24 protein-coding genes are annotated in these 21,947 nt (G+C 63.0%); 11 read left to right on the top strand and 13 right to left on the bottom strand.

Annotation, left to right across the window (positions count from 1 at the left end):
- Positions 1 to 214: 214 nt before the first annotated feature.
- A complete protein-coding gene (locus tag ACNOHI_RS00700) occupies positions 215 to 1,570 on the top strand; it encodes a PQQ-dependent sugar dehydrogenase (protein WP_420472708.1) in 1,356 nt (451 codons plus the stop codon).
- 39 nt (positions 1,571 to 1,609) lie between these two features.
- Positions 1,610 to 2,602, top strand: coding sequence for a M28 family peptidase (locus ACNOHI_RS00695; protein ID WP_420472707.1), 993 nt, complete (start codon positions 1,610 to 1,612; stop codon positions 2,600 to 2,602).
- Here the strand turns inward: ACNOHI_RS00695 and ACNOHI_RS00690 are convergent.
- The 5 genes from ACNOHI_RS00690 to ACNOHI_RS00670 form a co-directional block, all read right to left on the bottom strand.
- Positions 2,533 to 4,188, bottom strand: a complete 1,656-nt coding sequence (locus tag ACNOHI_RS00690) for a methyl-accepting chemotaxis protein (protein ID WP_420472706.1) — start codon at positions 4,186 to 4,188, stop codon at positions 2,533 to 2,535. The genes ACNOHI_RS00695 and ACNOHI_RS00690 overlap by 70 nt on opposite strands.
- A gap of 169 nt (positions 4,189 to 4,357) precedes the next feature.
- Complete coding sequence (locus tag ACNOHI_RS00685; RefSeq protein WP_420472705.1) at positions 4,358 to 4,939, bottom strand: CHRD domain-containing protein; 582 nt, start codon at positions 4,937 to 4,939, stop codon at positions 4,358 to 4,360.
- A 75-nt stretch (positions 4,940 to 5,014) separates the two neighbouring features.
- Positions 5,015 to 5,395 (bottom strand): carboxymuconolactone decarboxylase family protein, encoded by a 381-nt coding sequence (locus tag ACNOHI_RS00680; RefSeq protein ID WP_420472704.1) that lies wholly within the window; start codon positions 5,393 to 5,395, stop codon positions 5,015 to 5,017.
- Positions 5,396 to 5,426: 31 nt separating this feature from the next.
- Positions 5,427 to 6,620 carry an MFS transporter gene (locus tag ACNOHI_RS00675; RefSeq protein WP_420472703.1) on the bottom strand — a complete coding sequence of 398 codons (1,194 nt, stop codon included), beginning with the start codon at positions 6,618 to 6,620 and terminating at the stop codon, positions 5,427 to 5,429.
- A gap of 52 nt (positions 6,621 to 6,672) precedes the next feature.
- The gene (locus ACNOHI_RS00670) at positions 6,673 to 7,560 is read right to left on the bottom strand and encodes a LysR family transcriptional regulator ArgP (RefSeq protein WP_420472702.1); all 888 of its coding nucleotides are present in this window, start codon (positions 7,558 to 7,560) and stop codon (positions 6,673 to 6,675) included.
- A gap of 100 nt (positions 7,561 to 7,660) precedes the next feature.
- Here ACNOHI_RS00670 and ACNOHI_RS00665 point away from each other — a divergent pair, with 100 nt between their 5' ends.
- The gene (locus ACNOHI_RS00665) at positions 7,661 to 8,260 is read left to right on the top strand and encodes a LysE/ArgO family amino acid transporter (RefSeq protein ID WP_420472701.1); all 600 of its coding nucleotides are present in this window, start codon (positions 7,661 to 7,663) and stop codon (positions 8,258 to 8,260) included.
- A gap of 249 nt (positions 8,261 to 8,509) precedes the next feature.
- Here ACNOHI_RS00665 and ACNOHI_RS00660 read toward each other — a convergent pair whose 3' ends face one another.
- A complete protein-coding gene (locus ACNOHI_RS00660) occupies positions 8,510 to 9,439 on the bottom strand; it encodes an MBL fold metallo-hydrolase (protein ID WP_420472700.1) in 930 nt (309 codons plus the stop codon).
- 57 nt (positions 9,440 to 9,496) lie between these two features.
- On the bottom strand, positions 9,497 to 10,405 hold the full coding sequence (gene nhaR, locus ACNOHI_RS00655; protein ID WP_420472699.1) for a transcriptional activator NhaR: 909 nt from the start codon (positions 10,403 to 10,405) through the stop codon (positions 9,497 to 9,499).
- A gap of 161 nt (positions 10,406 to 10,566) precedes the next feature.
- Between nhaR and ACNOHI_RS00650 the strand changes: the two genes are divergently transcribed.
- The 3 genes from ACNOHI_RS00650 (at position 10,567) to ACNOHI_RS00640 (ending at position 13,648) form a co-directional block, all read left to right on the top strand.
- Entirely contained in the window at positions 10,567 to 11,256 is a 690-nt protein-coding gene (locus ACNOHI_RS00650; RefSeq protein ID WP_420472698.1) for a Bax inhibitor-1/YccA family protein, read from the top strand.
- Positions 11,257 to 11,415: 159 nt separating this feature from the next.
- Positions 11,416 to 12,177 carry a TerC family protein gene (locus ACNOHI_RS00645; RefSeq protein ID WP_420472697.1) on the top strand — a complete coding sequence of 254 codons (762 nt, stop codon included), beginning with the start codon at positions 11,416 to 11,418 and terminating at the stop codon, positions 12,175 to 12,177.
- A gap of 124 nt (positions 12,178 to 12,301) precedes the next feature.
- Positions 12,302 to 13,648, top strand: a complete 1,347-nt coding sequence (locus ACNOHI_RS00640; RefSeq protein WP_420472696.1) for a UDP-glucose dehydrogenase family protein — start codon at positions 12,302 to 12,304, stop codon at positions 13,646 to 13,648.
- Here the strand turns inward: ACNOHI_RS00640 and ACNOHI_RS00635 are convergent.
- On the bottom strand, positions 13,645 to 14,013 hold the full coding sequence (locus ACNOHI_RS00635) for a hypothetical protein (protein WP_420472695.1): 369 nt from the start codon (positions 14,011 to 14,013) through the stop codon (positions 13,645 to 13,647). The genes ACNOHI_RS00640 and ACNOHI_RS00635 overlap by 4 nt on opposite strands.
- Before the next feature lie 171 nt (positions 14,014 to 14,184).
- Here ACNOHI_RS00635 and ACNOHI_RS00630 point away from each other — a divergent pair, with 171 nt between their 5' ends.
- Both ACNOHI_RS00630 and ACNOHI_RS00625 read left to right on the top strand, forming a co-directional pair.
- Positions 14,185 to 14,523 carry a DUF1294 domain-containing protein gene (locus ACNOHI_RS00630; protein WP_420472694.1) on the top strand — a complete coding sequence of 113 codons (339 nt, stop codon included), beginning with the start codon at positions 14,185 to 14,187 and terminating at the stop codon, positions 14,521 to 14,523.
- A 127-nt stretch (positions 14,524 to 14,650) separates the two neighbouring features.
- A complete protein-coding gene (locus ACNOHI_RS00625) occupies positions 14,651 to 15,034 on the top strand; it encodes a VanZ family protein (RefSeq protein WP_420472693.1) in 384 nt (127 codons plus the stop codon).
- On the opposite strand, the gene ACNOHI_RS00620 is transcribed toward ACNOHI_RS00625, so the two are convergent.
- Positions 15,031 to 16,332: a sialidase family protein gene (locus tag ACNOHI_RS00620; protein ID WP_420472692.1), complete on the bottom strand. Its 1,302-nt coding sequence runs from the start codon at positions 16,330 to 16,332 to the stop codon at positions 15,031 to 15,033. The two genes, ACNOHI_RS00625 and ACNOHI_RS00620, sit on opposite strands and share 4 nt — an antisense overlap.
- Before the next feature lie 28 nt (positions 16,333 to 16,360).
- A complete protein-coding gene (locus ACNOHI_RS00615) occupies positions 16,361 to 18,394 on the bottom strand; it encodes an FAD-dependent oxidoreductase (protein WP_420472691.1) in 2,034 nt (677 codons plus the stop codon).
- Positions 18,395 to 18,587: 193 nt separating this feature from the next.
- Here ACNOHI_RS00615 and ACNOHI_RS00610 point away from each other — a divergent pair, with 193 nt between their 5' ends.
- Positions 18,588 to 18,866: a hypothetical protein gene (locus ACNOHI_RS00610; protein ID WP_420472690.1), complete on the top strand. Its 279-nt coding sequence runs from the start codon at positions 18,588 to 18,590 to the stop codon at positions 18,864 to 18,866.
- Between the two features lie 67 nt (positions 18,867 to 18,933).
- Here the strand turns inward: ACNOHI_RS00610 and ACNOHI_RS00605 are convergent, their stop codons facing one another.
- The gene (locus tag ACNOHI_RS00605) at positions 18,934 to 19,869 is read right to left on the bottom strand and encodes an alpha/beta fold hydrolase (protein ID WP_420472689.1); all 936 of its coding nucleotides are present in this window, start codon (positions 19,867 to 19,869) and stop codon (positions 18,934 to 18,936) included.
- Between the two features lie 135 nt (positions 19,870 to 20,004).
- The gene (locus tag ACNOHI_RS00600) at positions 20,005 to 20,199 is read right to left on the bottom strand and encodes a hypothetical protein (RefSeq protein ID WP_420472688.1); all 195 of its coding nucleotides are present in this window, start codon (positions 20,197 to 20,199) and stop codon (positions 20,005 to 20,007) included.
- 156 nt (positions 20,200 to 20,355) lie between these two features.
- Between ACNOHI_RS00600 and ACNOHI_RS00595 the strand changes: the two genes are divergently transcribed.
- Both ACNOHI_RS00595 and ACNOHI_RS00590 read left to right on the top strand, forming a co-directional pair.
- Positions 20,356 to 20,778 carry a response regulator gene (locus ACNOHI_RS00595; protein ID WP_420472687.1) on the top strand — a complete coding sequence of 141 codons (423 nt, stop codon included), beginning with the start codon at positions 20,356 to 20,358 and terminating at the stop codon, positions 20,776 to 20,778.
- 43 nt (positions 20,779 to 20,821) lie between these two features.
- A complete protein-coding gene (locus tag ACNOHI_RS00590; protein WP_420472686.1) occupies positions 20,822 to 21,019 on the top strand; it encodes a hypothetical protein in 198 nt (65 codons plus the stop codon).
- On the opposite strand, the gene ACNOHI_RS00585 is transcribed toward ACNOHI_RS00590, so the two are convergent.
- A complete protein-coding gene (locus ACNOHI_RS00585) occupies positions 21,016 to 21,915 on the bottom strand; it encodes a DMT family transporter (RefSeq protein WP_420472685.1) in 900 nt (299 codons plus the stop codon). The genes ACNOHI_RS00590 and ACNOHI_RS00585 overlap by 4 nt on opposite strands.
- Positions 21,916 to 21,947 lie beyond the last annotated feature (32 nt).

Raw genomic sequence — 21,947 nt, 5'->3', positions numbered from 1 at the left:
GGCGCAATATCCGATCCCCGCCTCGGTACTGTAATGGCCTGGCCATGCCGCCCGGCAGCATGCATGCACATTGTCCGCACCCGCTTCATGGTTGAACCAAATTGACATTCTCGCATCACATTCTCGTATCTTTGAATTTGAGAAGCTTCAATTTGGAATGACTTTTTCTGATGAAACTGCGCGCCATGGGGTCAGGCCATGGGCGCTGCTGTTGATGGCAACAGCACTATCCGGTTTGGCAGCATGTGGCGGCGGTGGCGGAAGCAGCAGTGAAGCCGCGGCGCCCGCCCCCGTACCGGCAGCAACACCCGCAACAGCACAGGCAGCCGCCGCAAGCGTCGTACGCAGGCTGGAAGTGCCCGCCGCACTCGACGATCCTCCCTTCGACTCCGCGAGAGATCTCACTGTCCCGCCGGGCTTCGGCATTCGTCTCTGGGCGCGCGTGCAGAACGCGCGGTTCATGGCGCTCGCGCCGAATGGCGATGTGCTCGTGTCGGTGCCGAGCGAAGGCAGGATCGTGCTGCTGCGGGAACGCGCGAACGACGTGCCGCAAGCCTTCGACTACGTGACCGGACTGCGCAATCCGCATGACATGGTCTTCCATCGCATCGGCGAGACAACCTACCTCTATATCGCGGAATCACACCGTGTCAGCCGCAGCGTCTATCGCGGCGATGAGACGTCCCGCAATGCGAGCGAAGTCGTCGTCGACAACCTGCCGGACAATTCGACACCGGAGCTGCAAGGAACATACGGCCACCAGTTGAAGAACATCGCGCTGTCCCCCGACAACAGGCTGTATGTATCGGTGGCTTCCACCTGCAATGCCTGTACCGAGGATACCGAGAGCGACCCGGTGCGCGGCGCGATCTACCAGTACAGCGCCGACGGTCGCGAGCGCCGCCTGTTCGCACGGGGCCTGCGCAATGCCGAGGGCCTCGCCTTCCTGCCCGGCACGTCCACCCTCTGGGTTGCCGTCAACAACCGCGACGAGATCCGTGTGCCGGTCGATGCCGACGTAGACGGCGACCAGTCGAGCGATCTCGGCAAACTCATTCCGTCCTACGTCGACCAGAACCCGCCCGAACTCTTTACCTCGGTGCGCGACGGCGGCAACTACGGCTGGCCGTTCTGCAACCCGGTGCCGAACGGAGCGATGTCCGCGCTCGATCTCTTGCCGGACTATGAGCTGAACCGGAATGGCGGCACGTTCAGCTGTGCGGCGGCGGACCGCTCTGCCAAGGGCATCCGCGCGCATTCGGCGCCGCTCGGCTTCAGCTTCCTCCACGGCAGTGCCTTGCCCGCGGCCTTCCGAAAGGGTGCGGCTGTCGCGCAGCATGGCTGCTGGAATTGCACGCGCCTCGACGCGGGGTACAAGGTCAGCTTCTTCCCCTTCGATGATGCCGGCAATGCGGGAGCGGAGTTCGACCTGGTGAGCGGCTTCGTCCTCAATCCCGACCGCCGCGAAGTCTGGGGACGGCCGGTCGATACCATTCCCGACGCGCGTGGCAATCTGCTCGTGTCTGACGATTTCGCGGGCGCGATCTATCAGCTCTATCCCCTTCGCTAAATGCACCGGCTCTTCAAACGCTTTGGCAGGATGCGGGGCATGGTGATGGCGCCGCTGCTCGGGGCTGTCGCGCTGGCCGGAAGCGGCGTCGGCTACATGACGTCCATGCCCGGCGAATCCTTTCGCGGCCCGCTGCCGCCGCTGACGTCTGAGGAAGAATCGCTGGCGCACAGGTTGCGCGAGCATGTCGAGCACATCGCGCGAGAGGAACACAACACGGCCAATCCCGGACAGCTCGACGATGTGGCGCGCTATCTCGAAAGCACGCTGGCCGGCTTCGGTTACGCGGTCAAGCAGCAAATATTCAGCGTCGATGGCAACCGTGTGCGCAATCTCGAGGTTTCTGTCCGCAGCCCGGGCCCTGCGGAAGGCAAACCGCGCATCGTCGTGGTGGGCGCGCATTACGATTCCGCACCTGGCACGTCCGGTGCGAATGACAACGCGACCGGAAGCGCAGCGGTCATCGAGCTCGCACGCGCCTTGCAGGAGACGAAGCCGGAACCCGGACACGAAATCCGGCTGGTGCTTTTCGTCAACGAGGAAGCCCCCTATTTCAAGACCGCACAGATGGGCAGCCTGCACCACGCGAGCGACATGAAAACGCGCGGCGAGAATGTCGCGGCCATGCTATCGCTGGAAACCATCGGCTACTACGCGCTCGAAAAGGGCAGCCAGCGTTATCCGCCTCCCTTGGCCGCGCTGTATCCGGACACCGGCAATTTCCTCGCCTTCGTCGGCGACCTCGGCGCGCGCGAACTGGTGCGCGACGTGCTGGCTTCATTCCGCAGGCATGCCAAGTTTCCGTCCGAAGGCCTCGCCGCGCCGGCGACCGTGCCCGGCGTCGACTGGTCGGACCACTGGTCGTACCGCAAGCACGGCTATCCCGCGCTGATGATCACCGACACGGCGCCTTACCGCTATCCGTACTATCACACCGCGCAGGATACGCCGGACAAGCTGGATTACACGCTCCTGGCGCGCGTGGTCAAGGGCATCGAATTCGTCGTGCGCGATCTCGCCGCCGCGCCTTGAACGCGCTCCTGGCGACGCAGCCTGAACATCGACACCGCCTGGTTCAACCGGTGCGCCTGCTCGGCCAATGTTGCCGCGGCGGCGGCGGATTGCTCGACGAGCGCCGCATTCTGCTGGGTGGCGTCGTCCATCTGCAGCACGGCCTGGTTCACCTGCTCGATGCCGGAATCCTGTTCGACCGAGGCGGTGGAGATCTCTCCCATGATGGTGCTCACCCGCCGGACGGAAGCGACCACCTCGCCCATCGTGGAACCGGCCTCGTTGACCAGCACCGTGCCGGCCTCCACTTTCTGCGCCGCGTTGTCGATGAGCGACTTGATGTCCTTTGCCGCGACGGCGCAGCGTTGCGCCAGGTTGCGCACTTCCGCCGCCACCACGGCGAACCCCCGGCCTTGCTCGCCGGCGCGGGCCGCCTCGACCGCGGCGTTCAGTGCAAGGAGGTTGGTCTGGAAGGCGATGCCGTCGATCAGGCCGACGATGTCGACGATCTTCCGCGACGATGCGCTGATATCGGCCATGGTGCTGACAACCTGCGCAACGACGTCCCCGCCCCGCGCGGCGACATCCGTCGCGGAAATCCCGAGCTGGTTCGCCTGCAATGCATGTTCCGCATTCTTTTTCACCGCCGCGGCAAGCTGCTCCATGCTGGACGCGGTTTCCTCCAGGCTGGCGGCCTGCGATTCGGTGCGTGACGACAGGCCGAGATTGCCGTTGGCGATTTCATCCGTGCCGATGGTGATCGTCTCGACATTGGCGCGCACGTCGCCGATGATCGCCTGCAGGTTGACATTCATCTGCTGCAGCGCGCGCAGCAGTTGCCCGATATCGTCCTGGCGGCTGGCATTGAAGCTGTGGGACAGGTCGCCGCCGGCGATGGCGCGCGCGGTCCGCGTCGCCTCTTGTACCGGACGCACGATGGCGGTGTGCAGCATGCGCCAGAGTGTCAGGACGGTGGCGATGCCCGCGGCGCCCAAACCCGCCAGCGTCCATGCAAGTGACGGATCGTGGCGCAGCAAACCGGTGAAGGCGAGGCCGGCGACGAGCGCAAGGAGGCCACAAAGCGCACCCATTTTCAGGGCGAGCGAAACGGCAAACGGCATATGGCGCATCGCCTCCAGCCTGCCGCGCAACCCGGTGCGCACCACCGCGCCGCGGCGGATGACGACGTCGCTTGCCTGCCCGGCGCGCATGCGCGCGTACAGCGTATCCGCGGCGGCCACCTCCTGCCTGCCTGGCTTGGTGCGTACCGAGACGTAACCGCTAACCTGGCCGCCTTCGAGCACGGGCGTCACATTTGCTTTTACCCAGTAGTAGTCGCCGTTCTTGCGCCGGTTCTTCACGAGTCCGGTCCAGGGAACGCCTGCCTTCAACGTATCCCACAGGTCGCTAAAAGCCTCCGGCGGCATGTCCGGATGGCGCACGAGATTGTGCGGAGCGCCGAGAAGCTCTTCCTCGGTGAAGCCGCTGACCTCGATGAAATAGGGATTGACGTAGGTGATCTTTCCCTTGAGGTCGGTCTTTGAAACGATGGCGACGTCGTCCCGCAACGGGTACTCGACGCCAGTAACAGGCAAGTTCTTGCGCATTCTTTGTCTCCTCTGCCGGCCTCGGAGTGCCGGTCTACGCGTCTAATCGCCTGTGACAGGCAGGCTTTGGCGCCTGCCTTAAATATTTCTTTGTGGAAATATTTATATCCGGTTTCGCAGCATGGGTAAATTGATCCAGATCAAGTTTTTTGAAGCTGGCGAAGCGAGGTCAGAAGCCGAGCGTGAAGCCAAGTCCGATACCGGTAAAACGCCAGTCGTCGGCCTCCAGGATTTCCTGCACCTGGCGCAACTGCAGCTCGACGGTTGCGGACTGCTCGCGCACCTGCTCCAGGCGGTTGAGCTGCTCGGGAGTCGGCATGGACCAGGTGATCTGGCCGCGAATTTCACCGTTCGGGAAGGAAGGACTGTGCACGTTGAAGTAATAATTACCGTCGCGCAGTGCGGCGAATTGCGGGTCGGTCAGCGGCGCGCGCGCCGTCCAGACGGTCGTGCCGGCCGCTTTGGTCAACGGAAACGCCACCGGTCCTACCGTCCCGGGAATGGCGAGGTGAATATGCGCGTCCGTATCCACGACGCCGGTGGTCACGACGCTGGCGGTCAACGCCCTGCCGTCAGGATCGACGGTCACGAGCCCGACGCCGCTGCCCGTGCTTGCCGTCGGCGGCACTTCCTGGGCGCCGGTCAGCGTCGCGGAGAAGGCAAAAGGAAGATCGTCGTCAATGCTGCCCCCACAGGACGCGAGGACAACTACCGCAACGCAGGCGGCGAGATGGAGACGCAAGAAGGCCATGGCGGACTCCCGTACCCCTGTCATTGCTCCCTGGATCGCCGGACTGGATCCGGTCGAGGATGACGCATGCAGGCTTCATGCCTGCGCGGCAGCTTCCTTCATGACTTCCTGTGCCGTGCGGAATGCATCCACCGCCAGAGGCGCGCCGCAGTAGACGGCGGCATGCAACAGCACTTCGCGGATTTCCGCCGGCGTCGCGCCATTGTTGAGTGCGCCGCGCAAATGTCCCTTCAATTCGTGCGCACGGCCGAGTGCGGTGAGCATGGAAATGGTGATGAGACTGCGGGTCTTCAGGTCCAGGCCTTCGCGGCACCAGACCGTCCCCCACGCGTTGCGTGTGACGAATTCCTGCAAGGGCATGGTGAACTCATCGGCATTGGCGAACGCCTTCTCGACAAAATCCTCGCCCATCACCTGCTTGCGCATCCGCAAGCCATCTTCGTATTGCTGGTCCATGCTGCCGCTTCCCGTTGAGTGAAAACGGTCATTATAGGAGTCTATGGCGCGGCGCATTGACCGCTGTGATGAAGCAGGCCAGGGACACCAGCGAAACGGCAAACAGGATGCCAAGCAGCCATGGCGGCGAGGGATTGGCCGCCACGATCGCCGCCGCGACCAGCGGGCCGGCGGCCTTCGCGACGAGCGAGGGTCCCGCGAGCGCGCCGGAAATGGCACCGTAATTCTCGCGTCCGAACAGCGTCTGCGGGACCGTGCCGCGCACGATGGTCAGCACACCGTTGCTGACGCCATACAGGATGCAGAATGCCGCCACCGCGTAGCTGTGCTGACCGAGGAAAAGCAGCGCCAGCAGCCCCGCAGGCAAAAGGGAGAAGGTCAACTTGCCCACCGTCTGCGGACGCACATGGCGCGCGAACGCCAGCTCGCCAATGCGCCCGGCGACCTGCATCGGTCCGATCAGCGTCGACACCAGCACTGCGGTGGCGGCGGAATGGCCAAAGCGTTGCAGCAGCGGAATCAGGTGCACCGATAGCGCGGAGAAGACGAACATGTTGGCGGAAAAGGCGATGGCCAGTTTCCAGAACGCGGGATCGCGCACGGCCTCATGCAGGGTGTAATTCCGCGCGGCCTGCTTCTCCGGCGGAGGCCGCTTGCGCACGCCCCCGGAGCGTATCAGCGCGTGCACGGGCGCACAGAGCGCGAGGTGGACGGCGCCGTAGATCAGGAAGGTATCGCGCCAGCCCACCAGGCTGTTGAGCTTGAGGGTCAGTGGCCAGAACACGGTGCTGGCGAGGCCGCCGAACAGCGTCAGTACGGAAATGCCCTTGCGCGGCGCGAGGAGGAATTCGCGGTTGATGGTAGCGAAGGCCGCTTCATACAGGACCATGGCCATGCCGATGCCGACCGCGCTCCATGCCACGAAGTACAGCGCGACTGAATGCGCACTGCCGATGCCGAGCATGCCGAGCCCGGCGAGCACCGAGCCCAGGGCCATGACGCCCCGGCCGCCGATGCGGTCGATCAGTATTCCAGCCGGCGTGGACGCCAGGCCGGCAATCAGGAGACTCAACGAAAACGCGCCGAACACGATCTCATTGCGCCACCCCATCTCGCGCTGGATATCGCTGGCGACGATGGCGAAGGCGTAATAGAGCGAACCCCACGACACAACCTGCGTGAATGCAAGGAGGTAGACGATCTTCCACGGGTCTTTGCTGCTCATCGGTGTGGTCTGGGAATTGCCGAACTGAAAGTGTACCCGGTTCGGCCATTCCTTATTTGAGCATGCTGCGCGCCTGCGCCACCAGCGCGCGCGACAAGCGTTCCATGCGCGGAGACTGCACCTTCCAGGCGTGCCAGTAGAGCCCGACGTCGACCGTGCGGTTTGGCGCAAGATCCACCAGCACGCCGCGCTCGCGCAGGCTGCCCATCTGCAGTTCCGGCAGCATGCCCCAGCCAAGGCCGTGAACGACGGCCTGCATGTACGGGTCGGACGCGGGGACAGTGTGCTGGGGATAGGCGTCCTCCGGCAGGCCGAAATGCTTCAGAAGAAAATCGGCCTGCAAGCGGTCCTTGCGATCGAAGATCACGACCGGCGCCTTGGCCGCCGCAGCACGCGACATGCCCCTGGCAAACCAGCGCGCGCGGAAATCCGGCGACGCCATGCAACGGTAGCGCATCGCGCCCAGCGGTTCGACACTGCATCCCCGCATCGGCTGAGACTCCGTCGAGATGCAGCCGAGCGCACGTCCCTCCTCGAGCAGCGTATAGGTATGGTCCTGGTTGTCCAGGATCAGGTCGAGCAGGACTTGCTCTGCAATCGCAAAGGGCGCCAGCGCGGGAAGGAACCAGCAGGCGAGCGAATCGTTGTTGAGGGCGATAGAGATGGACTGCGGCGCCGACTGCTCGCCGGCCAGCTCCGCGCGCAGATCGTCTTCCAGCGACTGCACGCGCCGCAGGTATTGCAGCAGGCGCTGCGCTGCCGGCGTCGCGCGGCAAGGACGGGTGCGCACGACCAGCGGCGTGCCGAGGAACACCTCGAGCGCGCGCACGCGCTGCGATACGGCGGAAGGTGTGAGGTGCAGCACGGCGGCGGCCTGCTCGAAACTGCCGTGCTCGATTACCGCGAGCACCGCTTCGCACTGGCGAGGGTCGAGTTTCATTGATTAAGCGTTTTTAAACGATACGGAATTATATTAAGTATCGTTTATTTTTCTATCCTCGCCAGACAGAATGCCTCCATTCGTCATGCGGGAGGAAAACGTGTCGTTCTATTTAAAAGGGTTGGGCCTGGGCGCAGGGCTGATTGTCGCGATCGGATCGCAGAACGCGCACGTGCTGCGCATGGGACTCAAACGCCAGCACGTCGGCCTCACCGTACTGGTCTGCATCCTGTGCGAAGCGCTCCTGATTACTGTCGGTGTCGCCGGCGTCGGCACCATGGTCGAGCGCAGCCCTGTGCTGCTTTCATTTGCACGCTGGGGCGGCGCCCTGTTCCTGGCCTGGTACGGCCTGCGTGCGTGGAAGTCCGCTTTCGGGCGCCACGCGCTAAATGCGGCGCCCAATGCGGAAATCGGACTGCGCGAAGCCCTGCTCACCGTGCTGGCGGCCACGCTGCTCAATCCGCATGTCTACCTGGATACCGTCGTGCTGCTCGGCTCCATCGGCGGACAGCAAGGGCAGGATGGCAAGTGGTGGTTTGCGCTGGGCGCGATGACGGCGGGGGCGGCATGGTTCATGTTGCTCGGCTTCGGCGCCCGCGTCCTGGCGCCGTGGTTCGCGAAGCCTGCAGCATGGCGCGTGCTCGACGCAATGATCGGTGTGGTGATGCTGTCGCTGGCCGTCTCGCTCGTGACGGGCTGAGGCTAGTAAGAGCGTCCAGATGAATTTGATGGGTTTGCATGCTTGAAGGCGAGTGGCTGAGATCGGTCTCGCGCAAAAGTGTCGCGTCATTCCCGCGCAGGCGGGAATCCATAGTGACGTAAATCGACTTGACGACGCATGGATTCCCGCCTGCTCGGGAATGACGGAGAGAGTAAAACTGAAAAATCTAACCGTCGGTGCCCGCACGCAAAAAGCGTTGAAACCCATCCAATTTAATTGGACGGCCTACTAGCGGCGGATCGCCGGCTTGAATCGGTAGGTGTCGCCATGCTTCAGGTAAGTCACCTTGCCCTGCAGCCCCGCCGCCTTGACCTCGCTTTCGAACTCGCTGAGCGGTGACTTGAACACGTCATAATCGTTGTAGTGAATGGGTATGGCGTGCTGCGGCGCGACCAGCTGCATCAGTTTCACGCCATCCTTGCCATCCATCGTCACTTTCATCACGCCGAGGATGCGCGTGCCGCCGAGGTGGAGCAAGGCAAGGTCGATGTCGGGATAGCGGCGCGGGATATCCTCCAAGTCGTTGTACACCAGCGTATCGCCGCTGATGTACATGCGGTACCCGCCGTCCTTGTCCGCCGCGAATTCGAGCATGGAGCCCATCGTTTCCGGCAAGGGCACCGAAGCGCCGGGCGGTCCGTGGCGTGCAGGCATGGCGGTGACGCGCAGCGTCGCCGTGCCCTTTCTCACCGCCAGCGTGTCCCAGGTCGCGAGCGCGTGCCGGTTCTTGAAGCCCAGGTCGGCAAGTGCCCTGGCGGCTTCCTCCGTCGTCACGATCGGGATGTTGCGGTCGAGCTTTTCCTGTACCAGCTGGTCGAAGTGGTCGCCGTGGAAATGCGAGAGCACGACGAGATCGATGGGCGGCAGCTTGTCGAGGGAAATCGCGGGGTTGGTGAGCCGTTGTGACTTCAATCCGTATCCGAGGTGCACGTGGTCGCCCTTGTGCAGGAAATTGGGATCAGTGAGGATAGTGAATCCCGCGTAGCGGATCAGGACCGTCGCCGTGCCGATGAACTGGACCGAACCCGCATCGGCATTCGCCGGAGTCCCGCCTCCGTTCAGCTCAAGCGCGGTTTCCTTCGCTTGTACAACCGCCGAAAGGCAGGCAAACAGGAGCGCAACCGATACGGCGCGCCATTGCCTCAACAAGATGGACACTCCCGCTCCAATCGTTCAATGGATGCTTCTCGTATGAAGCGGGACGCGCCTGCAAGTTCAATGCGCGAACACGCTGACGTGACTTGCCGTCAGGATGGCATCGACTGCCGGATGCTTGATCTTGCGCTCGTTGGAGATCGCATAGACCTGCTCGCGCACATGCGTGAGTTCGCCGACCGGCACGGCGCCGAACTGTTCTTCCACCGCTGACGCCAGCGCGGAGGGAGCGGGAAACATCCCCAGTCCGGTACGGCCGAAGGTGTTGAGCAAGGCGCTGTCGTCAAACTCGCCGACGATATCGGGCCGCACATCGTGCGTCTCGAACCAGTGGTCGAGGCGGCCGCGAAGCGTGTGGTTGCGCGTGGGCAGAAGCAGCGGCGCGCCTTTCAGGCTGGCAGGAAAATCCTCGCGGTACTTCTCCGCCAGTTCCGGCACTCCGTAAAGCATCGTTTCGCTTTCGCCCAGCAAGTGGCTGAACACGCGCAGCGTGGTGCCGGATGGCACCGGACGGTCGGTCAGGATGACGTCCAACTTGTGCACCGAGAGCTCGCCCAGCAGCGATTCGAAATCGTCCTCGTGGCATACCAGTTTGACCTTCTGCGGCAGTTTCAGCGCGGCATCGAGCAGGCGCGACGCCGTCAGTTTCGGCAATGAATCGGACAAGCCCACGGTAAGGCGCATCGTCTGCCCGACATCGGTTTCGGTCAGCACATCCTGAAGTTGCTCCCCCAACAGGAAGATCTGGTCGGCGTAGGACAGCGCCACGCGTCCTGCCTCGGTCAGCACCAGGCGCCGCCCCTGCGGCGCCAGCAGCGCCTTCCCGACGGATTGTTCCAGCAGGGCAAGCTGGGCGCTGATGGTCTGCACGGCCACATCCAGACGTTCCGCGGCACGCGTCACGCTGCCCTCCTTGGCAACAACCCAGAAGTAATAGAGATGGCGATAGTTCAGGGAGACGTTTTTCATATTCTGATTTTTGCGAAGTAATGTTCACATTATCTTCGCTTTTTAAGACATGACAAGCCTTTTAAGATGCAGGGGTCGATCAACAGGAGGTTCCGATGTAATGCAGGACTGCACATCACTGCAACTTGATTGTTTGGCATCTTCCTCGGAAAGGATTCACCATGAATGACCGTATCACCACCCTGCGCAACCGGACCTTTGGCTCCGGCTCGGCGACGACCGTCATCGACGCGTCGGCGCACAAGGTATTGCGCAATACCTACATGCTGCTGGCCATGACGCTGGGCTTTTCCGCGATCACGGCGGGCGTGTCGGCGGCCATGCGCCTGCCGCATCCCGGCATCCTGATCACGCTGCTCGGCTACTTCGGCCTGCTCTTCCTGGTCAACAAATACCGCGACCGCGGCCTCGGCGTGGCGCTGGTGTTTGCGCTGACCGGCTTCATGGGCTACACGCTCGGTCCCGTTATCAGCCATTACCTGAACATGCCCAACGGCACGCAGACGGTGATGCTGGCGATGGGCGGCACCGCTGCCATCTTCCTGGCCATGTCCGGCTATGCATTGGTCACCAGGCGCGACCTGTCGTTCATGGGCGGCTTCCTGATGGTCGGCATCCTGGTCGCCTTCCTGGCCGGCCTGGCGGCGATCTTCCTGCAGATCCCGGCGCTGTCGCTGACGGTGTCCGCAGTGTTCGTGCTGCTGATGTCCGGCATGATCATGTTCGAGACGCAGCAGATCGTGCGAGGCGGCGAAACGAACTATGTGATGGCGACGCTGAGCCTGTTCGTGTCGATCTTCAACCTGTTCACCAGCCTGTTGCACCTGCTGGGCTTTGCCAGCAACGATTAAACCTTAACCCCTCCGTTCCTCAACCGAGAGCAGACGCAAGTCTGTTGCCTTCCGGGGGCGCTCATACCGTCCCCGGTTTTTTTTGCAAACTGTCTTCGTTTCCCAAAGTCCAATCCACTGGGTTGGACTCTGAGAAACGAAATCAAACAAGGAGACTCCATGGTCGAACTACTCGCCGATCCGCAAGTCTGGATCGCCTTCTTCACCCTCACCGCGCTCGAACTGGTGCTGGGCATCGACAACATCATCTTCATCTCCATCCTCGTGGACAAGCTGCCAAAGGAACGGCGCGAATTCACGCGACGCCTGGGCCTGTTCCTCGCGATGTTCATGCGTATCGGCCTGCTGCTGACGCTGTCCTGGATCGTGGGCATGACGCAGCCGCTGTTCACCATCCTGGGACAGGGATTCTCGGGACGCGACCTCGTACTGCTGGGCGGCGGCCTGTTCCTGCTATGGAAGAGCGTCGGCGAGATCCACGAAACCTTCGAAGGCGCGGAGGGCGGCGCATCGACTGCCGTGAAGAACACCTTCGCCGGCATCGTGCTGCAGATCATGGTGATCGACCTGGTGTTCTCGCTCGACTCGATCATTACTGCCGTTGGCATGGTCGATGAGATCGTGGTCATGATCGCAGCGGTCGTTGCCTCCGTCGGCATGATGATGTTCTTTGCCGGCCCGATCGGCCGCTTCGTGTCCGAGCATCCGACCATCAAGATGCTGGCCCTGTCCTTCCTGGTGGTCGTGGCGGTAGTGCTGATTGCGGAAGGTTTTGGCCACCATGTACCGAAGGGTTACATCTACAGCGCGATGGCATTCTCCGTCGTCGTGGAGATGCTGAATATCCGCCTGCGCAGGCGTTCGACTCGCGCAGAACTGGAAGCGACGACCTACATTCCGGAAACCGGAAGCAAACACTGATCGACGCCATGGCAATGCCGGGAAGGAAGCGATTCCTTCCCGGCATTTTCTTTTGACGAACACCAAATGGAGGAACGGCAAGGACGGGATTCGGGTCGATCATGCAACCGCTCAAGAGGTGGATATGAAGATTGCGATCATCGGCACGGGTTACGTCGGTCTCGTCACGGCGGCCTGCCTCGCCGAGATCGGCAACACGGTTACCGGCGTCGACGTCGATGCGCGCAAGATCGACCTGCTGAATGCGGGCAAGGTCACCATCCACGAGCCGGGACTGCCGCAACTCATTGCACGGAACCGTCGCGCGGAACGCCTCGTCTTCACGACGGATCATGAAACGGCCGTCCGTCACGCCGAAGTCGTTTTCCTGGCGGTGGGTACGCCGGCCGAAGAAGACGGCAGCGCCGACCTCTCGCATGTCATCGATGCGGCCCGCCTCGTCGGACGGCACCTGCATCGCCCCACCGTCATCGTCACCAAATCGACCGTCCCCGTCGGCACGGCCGCCCTCGTGCGCGCAGCGGTTGCGGATGAACTCGCTGCCCGCCGGCTCGACCTCGCCTTCAGCGTGGTGAGCAATCCTGAGTTCCTGAAGGAAGGTTCAGCGGTGAGCGACTTCATGCATCCCGACCGCATCGTGCTTGGCTACCACGACACATCGGCGGCCGGCATCATGCGCGAACTCTACATTCCCCTCCTGCGCCAGCGCGAGCAACTCATCGAGATCGACGCGCGCAGCGCCGAACTGAGCAAGTACGCGGCCAACGTGATGCTCGCCGCGCGCATCAGCCTGATGAACGAGCTGGCCTGCCTTGCCGACGCAGCAGGCGCCGACATCGAAGCGGTGCGCCGTTGCATCGGCGCCGATGCGCGCATCGGCCCGCATTGCCTGCAGGCCGGCATCGGCTACGGCGGTTCCTGCCTGCCCAAGGACGTGAAGGCGCTGATCAGGACGTCGGTGCAGTACGGCTGCACGCCGCACATGCTCAAGGCGGCGGAAGCCGTGAATGAAAAGCAGAAGGCGCTGCTCTACAGGAAGATCTGCAGCCACTACGGCGGCGTGCGTCGGCTGGAAGGAAAGACGTTCGCGCTGTGGGGACTGTCATTCAAGCCGAACACGGGCGACATGCGCGAGGCGCCAAGCCTCGTGCTGATCGAGCAGTTGCTGAAAGCGTATTGCGGGATACGCGCCTGCGACCCCGTCGCGTGCGAGGAAGCCGCGCGGGAATTGCATGGCATGCATGAGGCCGGCCGGTTTTCCGATCGCATCCATCTCACGCGCGATCCCTGGGAGGCCGTGGAAGGCGCGGATGCATTGGTGCTGGTGACGGAGTGGAGCGATTTCCGGACGCCGGATTTTGCGCGCTTGGCGGAAAGCCTGAACGACAAGGTCGTGTTCGACGGGCGCAACCTGTACGAGCCGCGGCACGTTCAGGCTGCGGGATTGCGGTACTACGGCATCGGGCGCTAGCGCCGATAATCCCAGCGGCCGCCGCGATGGCCGCCGTCCCAACCGCCATTCCAGTCGTGGCGGTGATGATGCCGGTGTCCGCGCGGTTCGATCTGGCGTCCATACGGGTCGACGTAAATGACCGGCGGCGGGTATGCCGGATAGGCGGGTTGCACATAGACGACGGCGGGCGGCGGCGCGAACGCCGACGGCGGCGGGCCGTACATGTACTGTGGCTGCGGAGAAACGACGACGCCGGGCGCCGGCACAACGTATCCGGGCGAACCGACGGTCACCGACCACTGCACGCGTCCGCCGGCATGGACCGGCATGGCAGCCAGCCAGACTGCGAGCGCGCCGACGGCGACTGCGAAATTCCTGTTCATGTTCTGCTCCTCAATCTATTTATATTAAAGGCGATAGACGACCGTCCCGCTCGGAATCTTTGTAACAGCACGCTTCCGGAGCGGCGGTGCGGCAAGCGTGCAACAGCATGCCGAATGGACATCTTGCCGGTCATTGCTTAGACTCGCGCCATCGCCAGTACGCCGCCTTCCATGCCCGTTGCCTTCGCCGCCCTGTTCCTGACCTGCCTGCTCGCCGCCGGGCTTGCCGGCGTGTTATCGCTGGCGGTCTTTGCCGTGTACGCAACAGTCAGCCTTGCTGCCTTCATCGCCTATGGCCTCGACAAGTCGGCGGCGCGGCGCAAGTTGCGGCGCACACCGGAAAGCACGCTGCACGCGCTCGGCGTCGCTGGAGGATGGCCAGGCGCGCTGGCCGCGCAATTCCTGTTCAGACACAAGACGAGCAAGCAATCGTTCCAGGTCATGTTCTGGGTGACGGCCGGCGTCAATTGCGCTGCGCTCGCCTTGCTATTCCTGTCCGGCCGGGTTTGACATGCGTCAGCGGAAAGCCTTGCATCTTGAGAATGCCGAAAAAACACGCAGCATCTCTGACGGAACGCCAAGACATCCCGCGGTGTCCGAGCTACGTTTTGCACTTCGACGACACCTGAACATTCCGATGCCGCGTTTCATTTCCGACAAACCCGCCGAAGCCCTGATGTTCCGTTGCGGCCTCGCACTGTACCTCGCTGTCATCCTGATCGGTTCGATCCCGGGCGCACGCGCCGAAGTCGGGGAAGTGGCATCCGGCCTGGTGTTGCACTTTGTAACTTACGCGTGCATCGCTTACCTGCTCGCGTGCGGCGCGGCCGGCAGCCTCACCGCGCGGGCCATCAAGGCTTTCTGCATCGTCGTGGTCATGGGCGCGCTGGATGAAGGCATCCAAAGCTTCCTGCCCTATCGCAACGGCGCATTGGCCGACTGGATGGTCGACATGAGCGCGGCGCTGTTTGTCACGTTGACCTGGCGCATCAGAGGCAACGGCAAGACGGAAACGGTCTAATAGCTCCCGCTCAGCAGCCACACGCGGCTGCGCGTGCCGGCGACCAGGCTGCTATTGACCACAGCCACCTTGCCGCTTCTGCCTACTGCCAGTTTTTTCATCAGCAGCCCCTGGTAGCTGCCATTGCCGCCGCCGTCGGGGTCGATGCTGCCGGGTATGACTTGCGGCTCGGAAAAGCGGCGCCCGCCGTCCAAGGACACCGTTAGCGCGAGTCCCCTGGGACGTATGCGTGGATCGGACATGACCTCCCACAGTACGAATACATTGCCGCCGGCATCGATGCCCAGCGATGGAAAGGTGGCGTCGGTCCTGCCTGCCGATGAGATGTCGCGTGCCGGTTCAAACGTGCGCGCGCCGTCGGTCGAACGCGCATATCGGATGTGGTAGCGGCCGAACGGTCCGCCGGTGCTCTCCGCGAAGACAAGATGCACGGTGCCGGTCCCTCCGACTGCCAGCTTGGGCGCGTCCGAATAGCCTTTCCCCTTGAACGCGCGCACCGTGTCGCCGAAAGTGTTGCCGCCGTTGTCGGAGCGCGCTACGTGGATGTCCGCGCTGTCATCCTCGCCGGTCGTCCAGGCGAGGTAAAGCGCGCGGCCTTTTCCGATGGCCAGCGATGGCCCGCGCACCGGTTTGGCCTGACTTCCGCCAGCCACGCGTTGCGGGCGGGAAAAACGCTTGCCGCCGTCCATGGAGCGGCTGAACCAGAGCGGCCCGTCATACTCGGTCCACACAGCATAAACCACGTCATCCTCGCCGGCGACGAGGTCGTAGCTGCCGTTGTGCCAGACTTCCTTGTTGATACGGCCCTTGCCGTCGCCGCCAACGGAATTCGACACGTTCACCGGTTCCGAGAATGACACGCCGCCGTCCTCGGAGCGGGCAAAGAACATTTCGCCGCCGTGCGACGCGCCGGAGAAAATGATTTCCTGCCAGAAGAGATAGATGCGCCGGGGATCGTCAGGAGCAATCGCAATACGGGGCAACCAGGAAAACGTGGCCGGGCTGCGCGACACATTGACCGGCACGCCGAGACGCGTCGTGCCGTCGGCAGCGAAGCGCTGGAAGAGGACGTCCTTGCGGGCTTGCTCCACCCATGCGACAGCAATTCGTCCGCCGCTATCCATTGCGACGGTGGGATCGTCGACGTAATCGTAGCGGGATTCGTTCTGCTGCCACGGCCCTTTCTCGCCGCGTCCGGTGGCGATATCGGTGCTGGTCTGCCACACGGGCAGGCCGGCGGCCATGCCGGCCAGGGAAGTTGCCAGGAGACATGCCGCCAGGAGTTGTCGCGCGCCCATGATGACAGTCTAGGCGCTCCTGCAGGATTTACAGGCGGGCAGCGAGCTCCGCACCTTCCCTGATGGCACGTTTTGCGTCGAGCTCGGCGGCAAGCGCAGCACCGCCAATCAGGTGGAAACGCGGCCCACCTTCGGACTGCGCCGCCGGCATCAATTCCTTGAGCGGCTCCTGGCCGGCGCACAGGATCACGTTGTCCACGTCGAGCACCTGCTCCTTGCCATCGACCGTGATATGCAGGCCCTTGTCATCGATCTTCCGGTATTCGACACCGGCCATCATGCGCACGCCCTTGCGCTGGAGCGTGGCGCGATGCACCCAGCCCGAGGTCTTGCCGAGGGATGCGCCCAGCTTCGATGCCTTGCGCTGCAGGAGGAAGACTTCACGCACGGGTTGCTCCGGAACCGGCTTGCGCAGCCCGCCGTTGGTCCCGGCCTTGAGGTCCACGCCCCATTCGTCCAGCCAATTCTGGAGCGGCACCGGCAGCGGCACATGCGGGTCGTGCAAAAGGAACTCGCTGATATCAAAACCGATGCCGCCCGCGCCGACGACCGCCACGCGCTTGCCGACGGGTGCATCATTTTTCAGCACGTCGAGATAGGACAGCACCTTGGGATGATTCACGCCTTCGATGCGCGGCGTGCGTGGGAGGATGCCTGTCGCCACGATCACGTCGTCGAAACCCTGCTGCAGCAGTTCCTCCCGCGTGACCTTCCGGTTGAGCACGACGTCAACGCCCGCGAGGTCGAGGCGGCGGCGGAAGTAGCGCAGGGTTTCGCGGAACTCTTCCTTGCCGGGCACGCGCATCGCAAAGTTGAATTGCCCGCCGATCCGGTCGCTTGCCTCGAACAAGGTGACACGGTGGCCGCGTTCTGCTGCAACGGTCGCGGCAGACAGGCCGGCGGGTCCGGCGCCGACCACGGCGACGCGGCGCGACTGCGCGGCCTTCGCATAGACGAGCTCCGTCTCGTGCGCCGCACGCGGGTTGACCAGGCAGCTTGCGCGCTTGTTGGAGAACGTATGGTCGAGGCAGGCCTGGTTGCAGGCGATGCAGGTATTGATTTCATCCGCGCGTCCGGCCGCGGCCTTGTTGACGAAGTCGGGATCGGCAAGGAAGGGCCTCGCCATCGATACCATGTCGGCGTCGCCGGTGGCGATGATGTCTTCCGCTTCCGCGGGCATGTTGATGCGGTTGGACGCAACGACCGGAATGCCGATCGCCTTGCGCAACTGCCCCGCAAGGCTGCGGAAGGCCGCGCGCGGCACCGAGGTGACGATGGTCGGCACGCGTGCTTCGTGCCAGCCGATGCCGGTATTGATGATGTTGACGCCGGCCTTCTCGAGCGCCTTCGCCACGGCGACCACGTCGTCCCAGGTATTGCCTCCTTCGACCAGATCCAGCAGTGAATGGCGGTACATGAGGATGAAGTCATTCCCGACCGCTTCGCGCACCTGCTTCACGATCTCCACAGGCAGGCGCATGCGGTTTTCGATGGAACCGCCCCAGCGGTCCGTGCGGCGGTTGGTGCGCGCGCAGAGGAACTGGTTGAGCAGGTAGCCCTCGCTACCCATGATCTCGATGCCGTCGTAACCGGCTTTCTTCGCCAGTTCGGCACAACGCACGTAGTCGCGAATCGTGCGCAGGATGCCTTTGTCGTCGAGTTCGCGCGGCGTGAACATCGAGATCGGCGACTTGACGGCCGATGCGGACACGACGAAGGGCTGGTAACCGTAGCGTCCTGAATGCAGGATCTGCATCAGGATCTTGCCGCCCTCCTCGTGCACGGCGCTGGTGACTTTGCGATGGTTAGGCACGTCGAAGATGCTGTTCATTGTGCCGCCGAAAGGCAGCAGCCATCCCTGCCTGCTGGGTGAGATGCCGCCGGTGACAATCAGTCCGACGCCGCCCTTCGCGCGCTCGCGGAAGAAGGCGGCCAGTTTCGGATAGTTGAAGAAGCGGTCTTCGAGGCCGGTGTGCATCGAGCCCATGATCACGCGGTTGCGCAATGTCGTGAAACCGAGGTCGAGCGGGGCGAGCAGGTGCGGGTAGGCGGCGTTCTTCATCTTGTTGTTTCTCCGATGGCGGTCGGCAGAGTCTACAAGATGTCGCTCGCCTATTCTTAGTGGCAATCCTCTAGGCGTATTTCATGCGTTACATTTCTTAACACAGTCACAACAACTTCTGCGGCGCGCATGCGGTCAGAACAGGCAGTAGGGCCCGAACAAAAACACTTTCCCTTTATTTTGTGAGGACGCCATGTTGAAAAAAACCGTATCCCTTGCAGTCATGTCCGCATTCGCATTCGGTCTTGCCGCTTGTGACGTCGAGAAAAAACAGGAAGGCAAAGTCGACCTGCCGAAGTATGAAGTCGAGAAAAAGCAGGCCGGCAATGTGCAGCTGCCCGAGTATGACGTCAAGACGCCCGACGTCGCGGTGAACAAGGAACAGCGCACCGTTGAAGTCCCGACGATCAAGAAGGAAGAACGCACCGTCACCGTGCCCGACGTCGATGTGAAGCCTGCCCAGGAAAAGTAAGAGTTTGCTGCCCCCGTTCGTACTCTGATGGGTACTTGATGCACCTCCGTCCTTCGGAGGTGCCTTTTTATTTTCCTTCGCTGACAGCGGCACGGAAGCGCAGGTAATCCTCCGCACTCTCCTTCGGACGTTCGATCATCGGAAGATGGCCGACGCCAGGCATGACCACGACCTGCGAACGCGGCATCAGCTTGTGCAGCACTTCCGCCGTGCCAACGTGGATCACGCGGTCGCCATCGCCCCACACGATCAGGGTCGGCGTCTGCAGTCCCGTCACGCGCTGCTCGACGGAGTCCGTGGCAATCTTTGCGAAGATGCGCTCTTCCAGGTCCGCATTGCGGATGCGCTCCTGCGCGAACACATTGAGGATGGGCCGCGGCACGAAGGGTGGATCCGTCATCACGAAGGCGAAGGTTTCGGCGAATTCTTCTTCGCTGCGTGCGATCAGCGGATTGCGTCCGGTGCCGAGCACGATGTCCGCGAGTTCGCTGCGCGGCGCATTCCAGATCCCTGCCGGGTTCAGCAACCAGAGACTCCCCACGTCGTCCGGATACATCGCGACATACGCCATCGCGATCTGTCCGCCCATGGAGTTGCCGCCAAAGTGGACGTTCCTGATGCCGAGCGCCTTTGCCAGCCGGTGCAGGCGCTCCGCCTGCGCGGACGGTGTGTAGTCGGCGTCGGCCGGCCGCGACGATTCGCCGAAGCCGATATGGTCCGGGATGATCACGCGGTATTGCGGCGTCAGGTGACGCGCGCTGCGGGTGAAGTTGTCCTTGTTGCCGCCGAAGCCGTGCAGCAGCATGAGCGGCTCGCCCGTGCCGCCTTCGAGGTACACGTAACGCAGTCCGTCATCGAGCGTGACCTCCTTGCGCTCCAGACCGGCGCGCTCGCGGTCGAAACCGATCGCCATGCCGGCGACCTGTCTGTAGGCGCTGGCGCAACCGGTAAGCAGAAAGAGAAGGAAAAGCAGCGGCAGCAGTGGTTTTCTTAGGGTGTGCATGGGAGCAAATCGGATTGGGAAAACCCTGCAACGCTATGCGCCGCCCGCCGTCCCACCTTGATCCATCTCATGCGCTTGCCTTCCTGGCATTGCCAGGTCAACGACTGGCGCTCTCGCGCCCATGCGTCCACGTGCTCAGTCCTTGCCGCGCTCCGGAATGCCCAAGTCGATGCCCTCCAGATCCTCAACGGGACGCAAGTTGACGGCGTGCCCGACGAAAGGCTCGCGTTCTTCCCATCCGCCATTTCGTGCGGGAACCAGCCAGTAGCCGTCCTCATCGTACGCAACCCAATAGCGGGGATGGCGCGTGTATTCGTACAACGTAACCAAGGGAAACTCCGGGCCGGAAAAATCGAAAAATTTTGCTCGCCATGCAAGCAGGAATGACGGTAGTCAAGCAATGCAACTCGTCCAGTGCCCATAATAGCGGGTGCCGCGCTCAACGCGCACGACCGGCGTGACCACAGACAACACGGGACCACTGCAATGACTATCGCGCTTTCCACGAATTCCGACACCACCCCTGCGCCAGCCAACAAAGCCCGTACCGGAAAACGCATCCTGGTGGTGGACGACAACGTGGACGCCGCCGAGTCCGCGGGTGAAATCCTGCGCCTGCTCGGCAACGAGGTCTCTGTCGTGCATGACGGACTGGCCGCCGTATCCGCGGTTGATACATGGCGGCCCGAGGTGATGCTGCTCGACATCGGCCTGCCCGGTATTGATGGCTACGAAGTGGCGAAGCGCGTGCGCCAGTCGGATCACGGCAAGGGGCTGATGCTAATCGCGCTTACCGGCTGGGGGCAGGACCAGGACAAGCAGAGGACATCCGACTCCGGATTCGACCAGCACTGGGTCAAGCCCGTCGGGATCGACAAGCTGCGGGAAATCTCGCAAGGCGGACCGTGACGCGTCGTACAATGGCGCAAACAACGCCTGTCCACGCTTCACCATGTTCAACGACCCGATTTACCTCATCGTCCTGAAATCCGCCGCCGTCGGCCTGCTCCTGGGCGCGGTTGCTTCCCGCATCAAACAGCGCAGCTTTGCCGGCTGGGCGGCGATCGGCGCAGCGGCTGCCGCGATCTTTCCCGGGCTGTCGCTGGTGGCGTTGATGGTGCTGGCGCTGCTCCCCAAAGGAAAGCACTAGCGGCGCGACGATAGTACGATCCCGCCGACGATCAGCGCAAACGCCACCGCATGGTAGGCATGCGGCAATTCTCCAAGAAAGGCCGATGACATCAGCGCCGCGAACAGCGGTGTGAGATTGTTGAAGAAGGCGGCGATATTCGGACCGACGCGCTGCACGCCGGCGCCCCAGCAGCGGAAGGCAACGATTGCCGGACCGACAGCCACGTAGAGCAGCGCGGCCACGAGCGGCCAGCCCCATGCGATGTGCTTGCCACCCATCGCCCATTCCCCCGCCGCAAACGCGCCCGACCACATGACGCCGAAGGTCACCTGTGCCAGCAGGAAGGCCGCCCAGTCGTTGCGGATCGTTTCGGGCTCCTTGCGCGCAGTCAGAAACCAGCTATAGACCGACCATGCAATGGTTGCCAGCACCATGAACAGGTCGCCCGGCACCAGGCGCAATGCCACCAGTTGCTCCCATTGCCCGCGGCTGAGCACGATCAGCACGCCGGCCACCGACAGCAGTGCGCCCGCCACCTGCATGCGCGACACGCCGGTGTTGAAAAACATCCATCCGATGAGCAGCATCCAGACCGGCATGCTGGCTGCCACCAGGGTCACGTTGATCGGCGTGGAGCTTTGCAGCGCGAGATACTGGAGCGCGTTGTACATGCCGACGCCGAGCAGGCCGAGCACCGCGAAACGGCGCGAGTGCGCCCACAGGCCGCTGCCCTTGCGGTATATCCATCCCGCCATCGGCACGAGGATCAGCAGCGCGATGGCCCAGCGCAGAAAGTTGAGCGTGATCGGCGGCACCATCGCATTGACCAGGCGCCCCACCACGGCATTGCCGGCCCAGAGCAGCGGAGGAACAACGAGCATCAGGGCGGTGGATGGGGTGAGCGGATGGTTCATGCTGCGGGCAGACGGGAGAATATGTAAGTGTG

Source organism: Noviherbaspirillum sp. ST9, from assembly GCF_048799745.1.
In the GTDB taxonomy this organism is placed as follows: Bacteria; Pseudomonadota; Gammaproteobacteria; order Burkholderiales; family Burkholderiaceae_D; genus Noviherbaspirillum.
Note: the sequence above shows the minus strand (reverse complement) of the source record. Positions and strands in the feature narration are given on the sequence as shown.

Coding starts and splice junctions, on each gene's coding strand:
- ACNOHI_RS00700 (WP_420472708.1), top strand. CDS start 215: ATGGCAACAGCACTATCCGGTTTGGCAGCATGTGGCGGCGGTGGCGGA.
- ACNOHI_RS00695 (WP_420472707.1), top strand. CDS start 1,610: ATGGTGATGGCGCCGCTGCTCGGGGCTGTCGCGCTGGCCGGAAGCGGC.
- ACNOHI_RS00690 (WP_420472706.1), bottom strand. CDS start 4,188: ATGCGCAAGAACTTGCCTGTTACTGGCGTCGAGTACCCGTTGCGGGAC.
- ACNOHI_RS00685 (WP_420472705.1), bottom strand. CDS start 4,939: ATGGCCTTCTTGCGTCTCCATCTCGCCGCCTGCGTTGCGGTAGTTGTC.
- ACNOHI_RS00680 (WP_420472704.1), bottom strand. CDS start 5,395: ATGGACCAGCAATACGAAGATGGCTTGCGGATGCGCAAGCAGGTGATG.
- ACNOHI_RS00675 (WP_420472703.1), bottom strand. CDS start 6,620: ATGAGCAGCAAAGACCCGTGGAAGATCGTCTACCTCCTTGCATTCACG.
- ACNOHI_RS00670 (WP_420472702.1), bottom strand. CDS start 7,560: ATGAAACTCGACCCTCGCCAGTGCGAAGCGGTGCTCGCGGTAATCGAG.
- nhaR (WP_420472699.1), bottom strand. CDS start 10,405: ATGAAAAACGTCTCCCTGAACTATCGCCATCTCTATTACTTCTGGGTT.
- ACNOHI_RS00650 (WP_420472698.1), top strand. CDS start 10,567: ATGAATGACCGTATCACCACCCTGCGCAACCGGACCTTTGGCTCCGGC.
- ACNOHI_RS00645 (WP_420472697.1), top strand. CDS start 11,416: ATGGTCGAACTACTCGCCGATCCGCAAGTCTGGATCGCCTTCTTCACC.
- ACNOHI_RS00640 (WP_420472696.1), top strand. CDS start 12,302: ATGAAGATTGCGATCATCGGCACGGGTTACGTCGGTCTCGTCACGGCG.
- ACNOHI_RS00635 (WP_420472695.1), bottom strand. CDS start 14,013: ATGAACAGGAATTTCGCAGTCGCCGTCGGCGCGCTCGCAGTCTGGCTG.
- ACNOHI_RS00630 (WP_420472694.1), top strand. CDS start 14,185: ATGCCCGTTGCCTTCGCCGCCCTGTTCCTGACCTGCCTGCTCGCCGCC.
- ACNOHI_RS00625 (WP_420472693.1), top strand. CDS start 14,651: ATGCCGCGTTTCATTTCCGACAAACCCGCCGAAGCCCTGATGTTCCGT.
- ACNOHI_RS00620 (WP_420472692.1), bottom strand. CDS start 16,332: ATGGGCGCGCGACAACTCCTGGCGGCATGTCTCCTGGCAACTTCCCTG.
- ACNOHI_RS00615 (WP_420472691.1), bottom strand. CDS start 18,394: ATGAAGAACGCCGCCTACCCGCACCTGCTCGCCCCGCTCGACCTCGGT.
- ACNOHI_RS00610 (WP_420472690.1), top strand. CDS start 18,588: ATGTTGAAAAAAACCGTATCCCTTGCAGTCATGTCCGCATTCGCATTC.
- ACNOHI_RS00605 (WP_420472689.1), bottom strand. CDS start 19,869: ATGCACACCCTAAGAAAACCACTGCTGCCGCTGCTTTTCCTTCTCTTT.
- ACNOHI_RS00595 (WP_420472687.1), top strand. CDS start 20,356: ATGACTATCGCGCTTTCCACGAATTCCGACACCACCCCTGCGCCAGCC.
- ACNOHI_RS00590 (WP_420472686.1), top strand. CDS start 20,822: ATGTTCAACGACCCGATTTACCTCATCGTCCTGAAATCCGCCGCCGTC.
- ACNOHI_RS00585 (WP_420472685.1), bottom strand. CDS start 21,915: ATGAACCATCCGCTCACCCCATCCACCGCCCTGATGCTCGTTGTTCCT.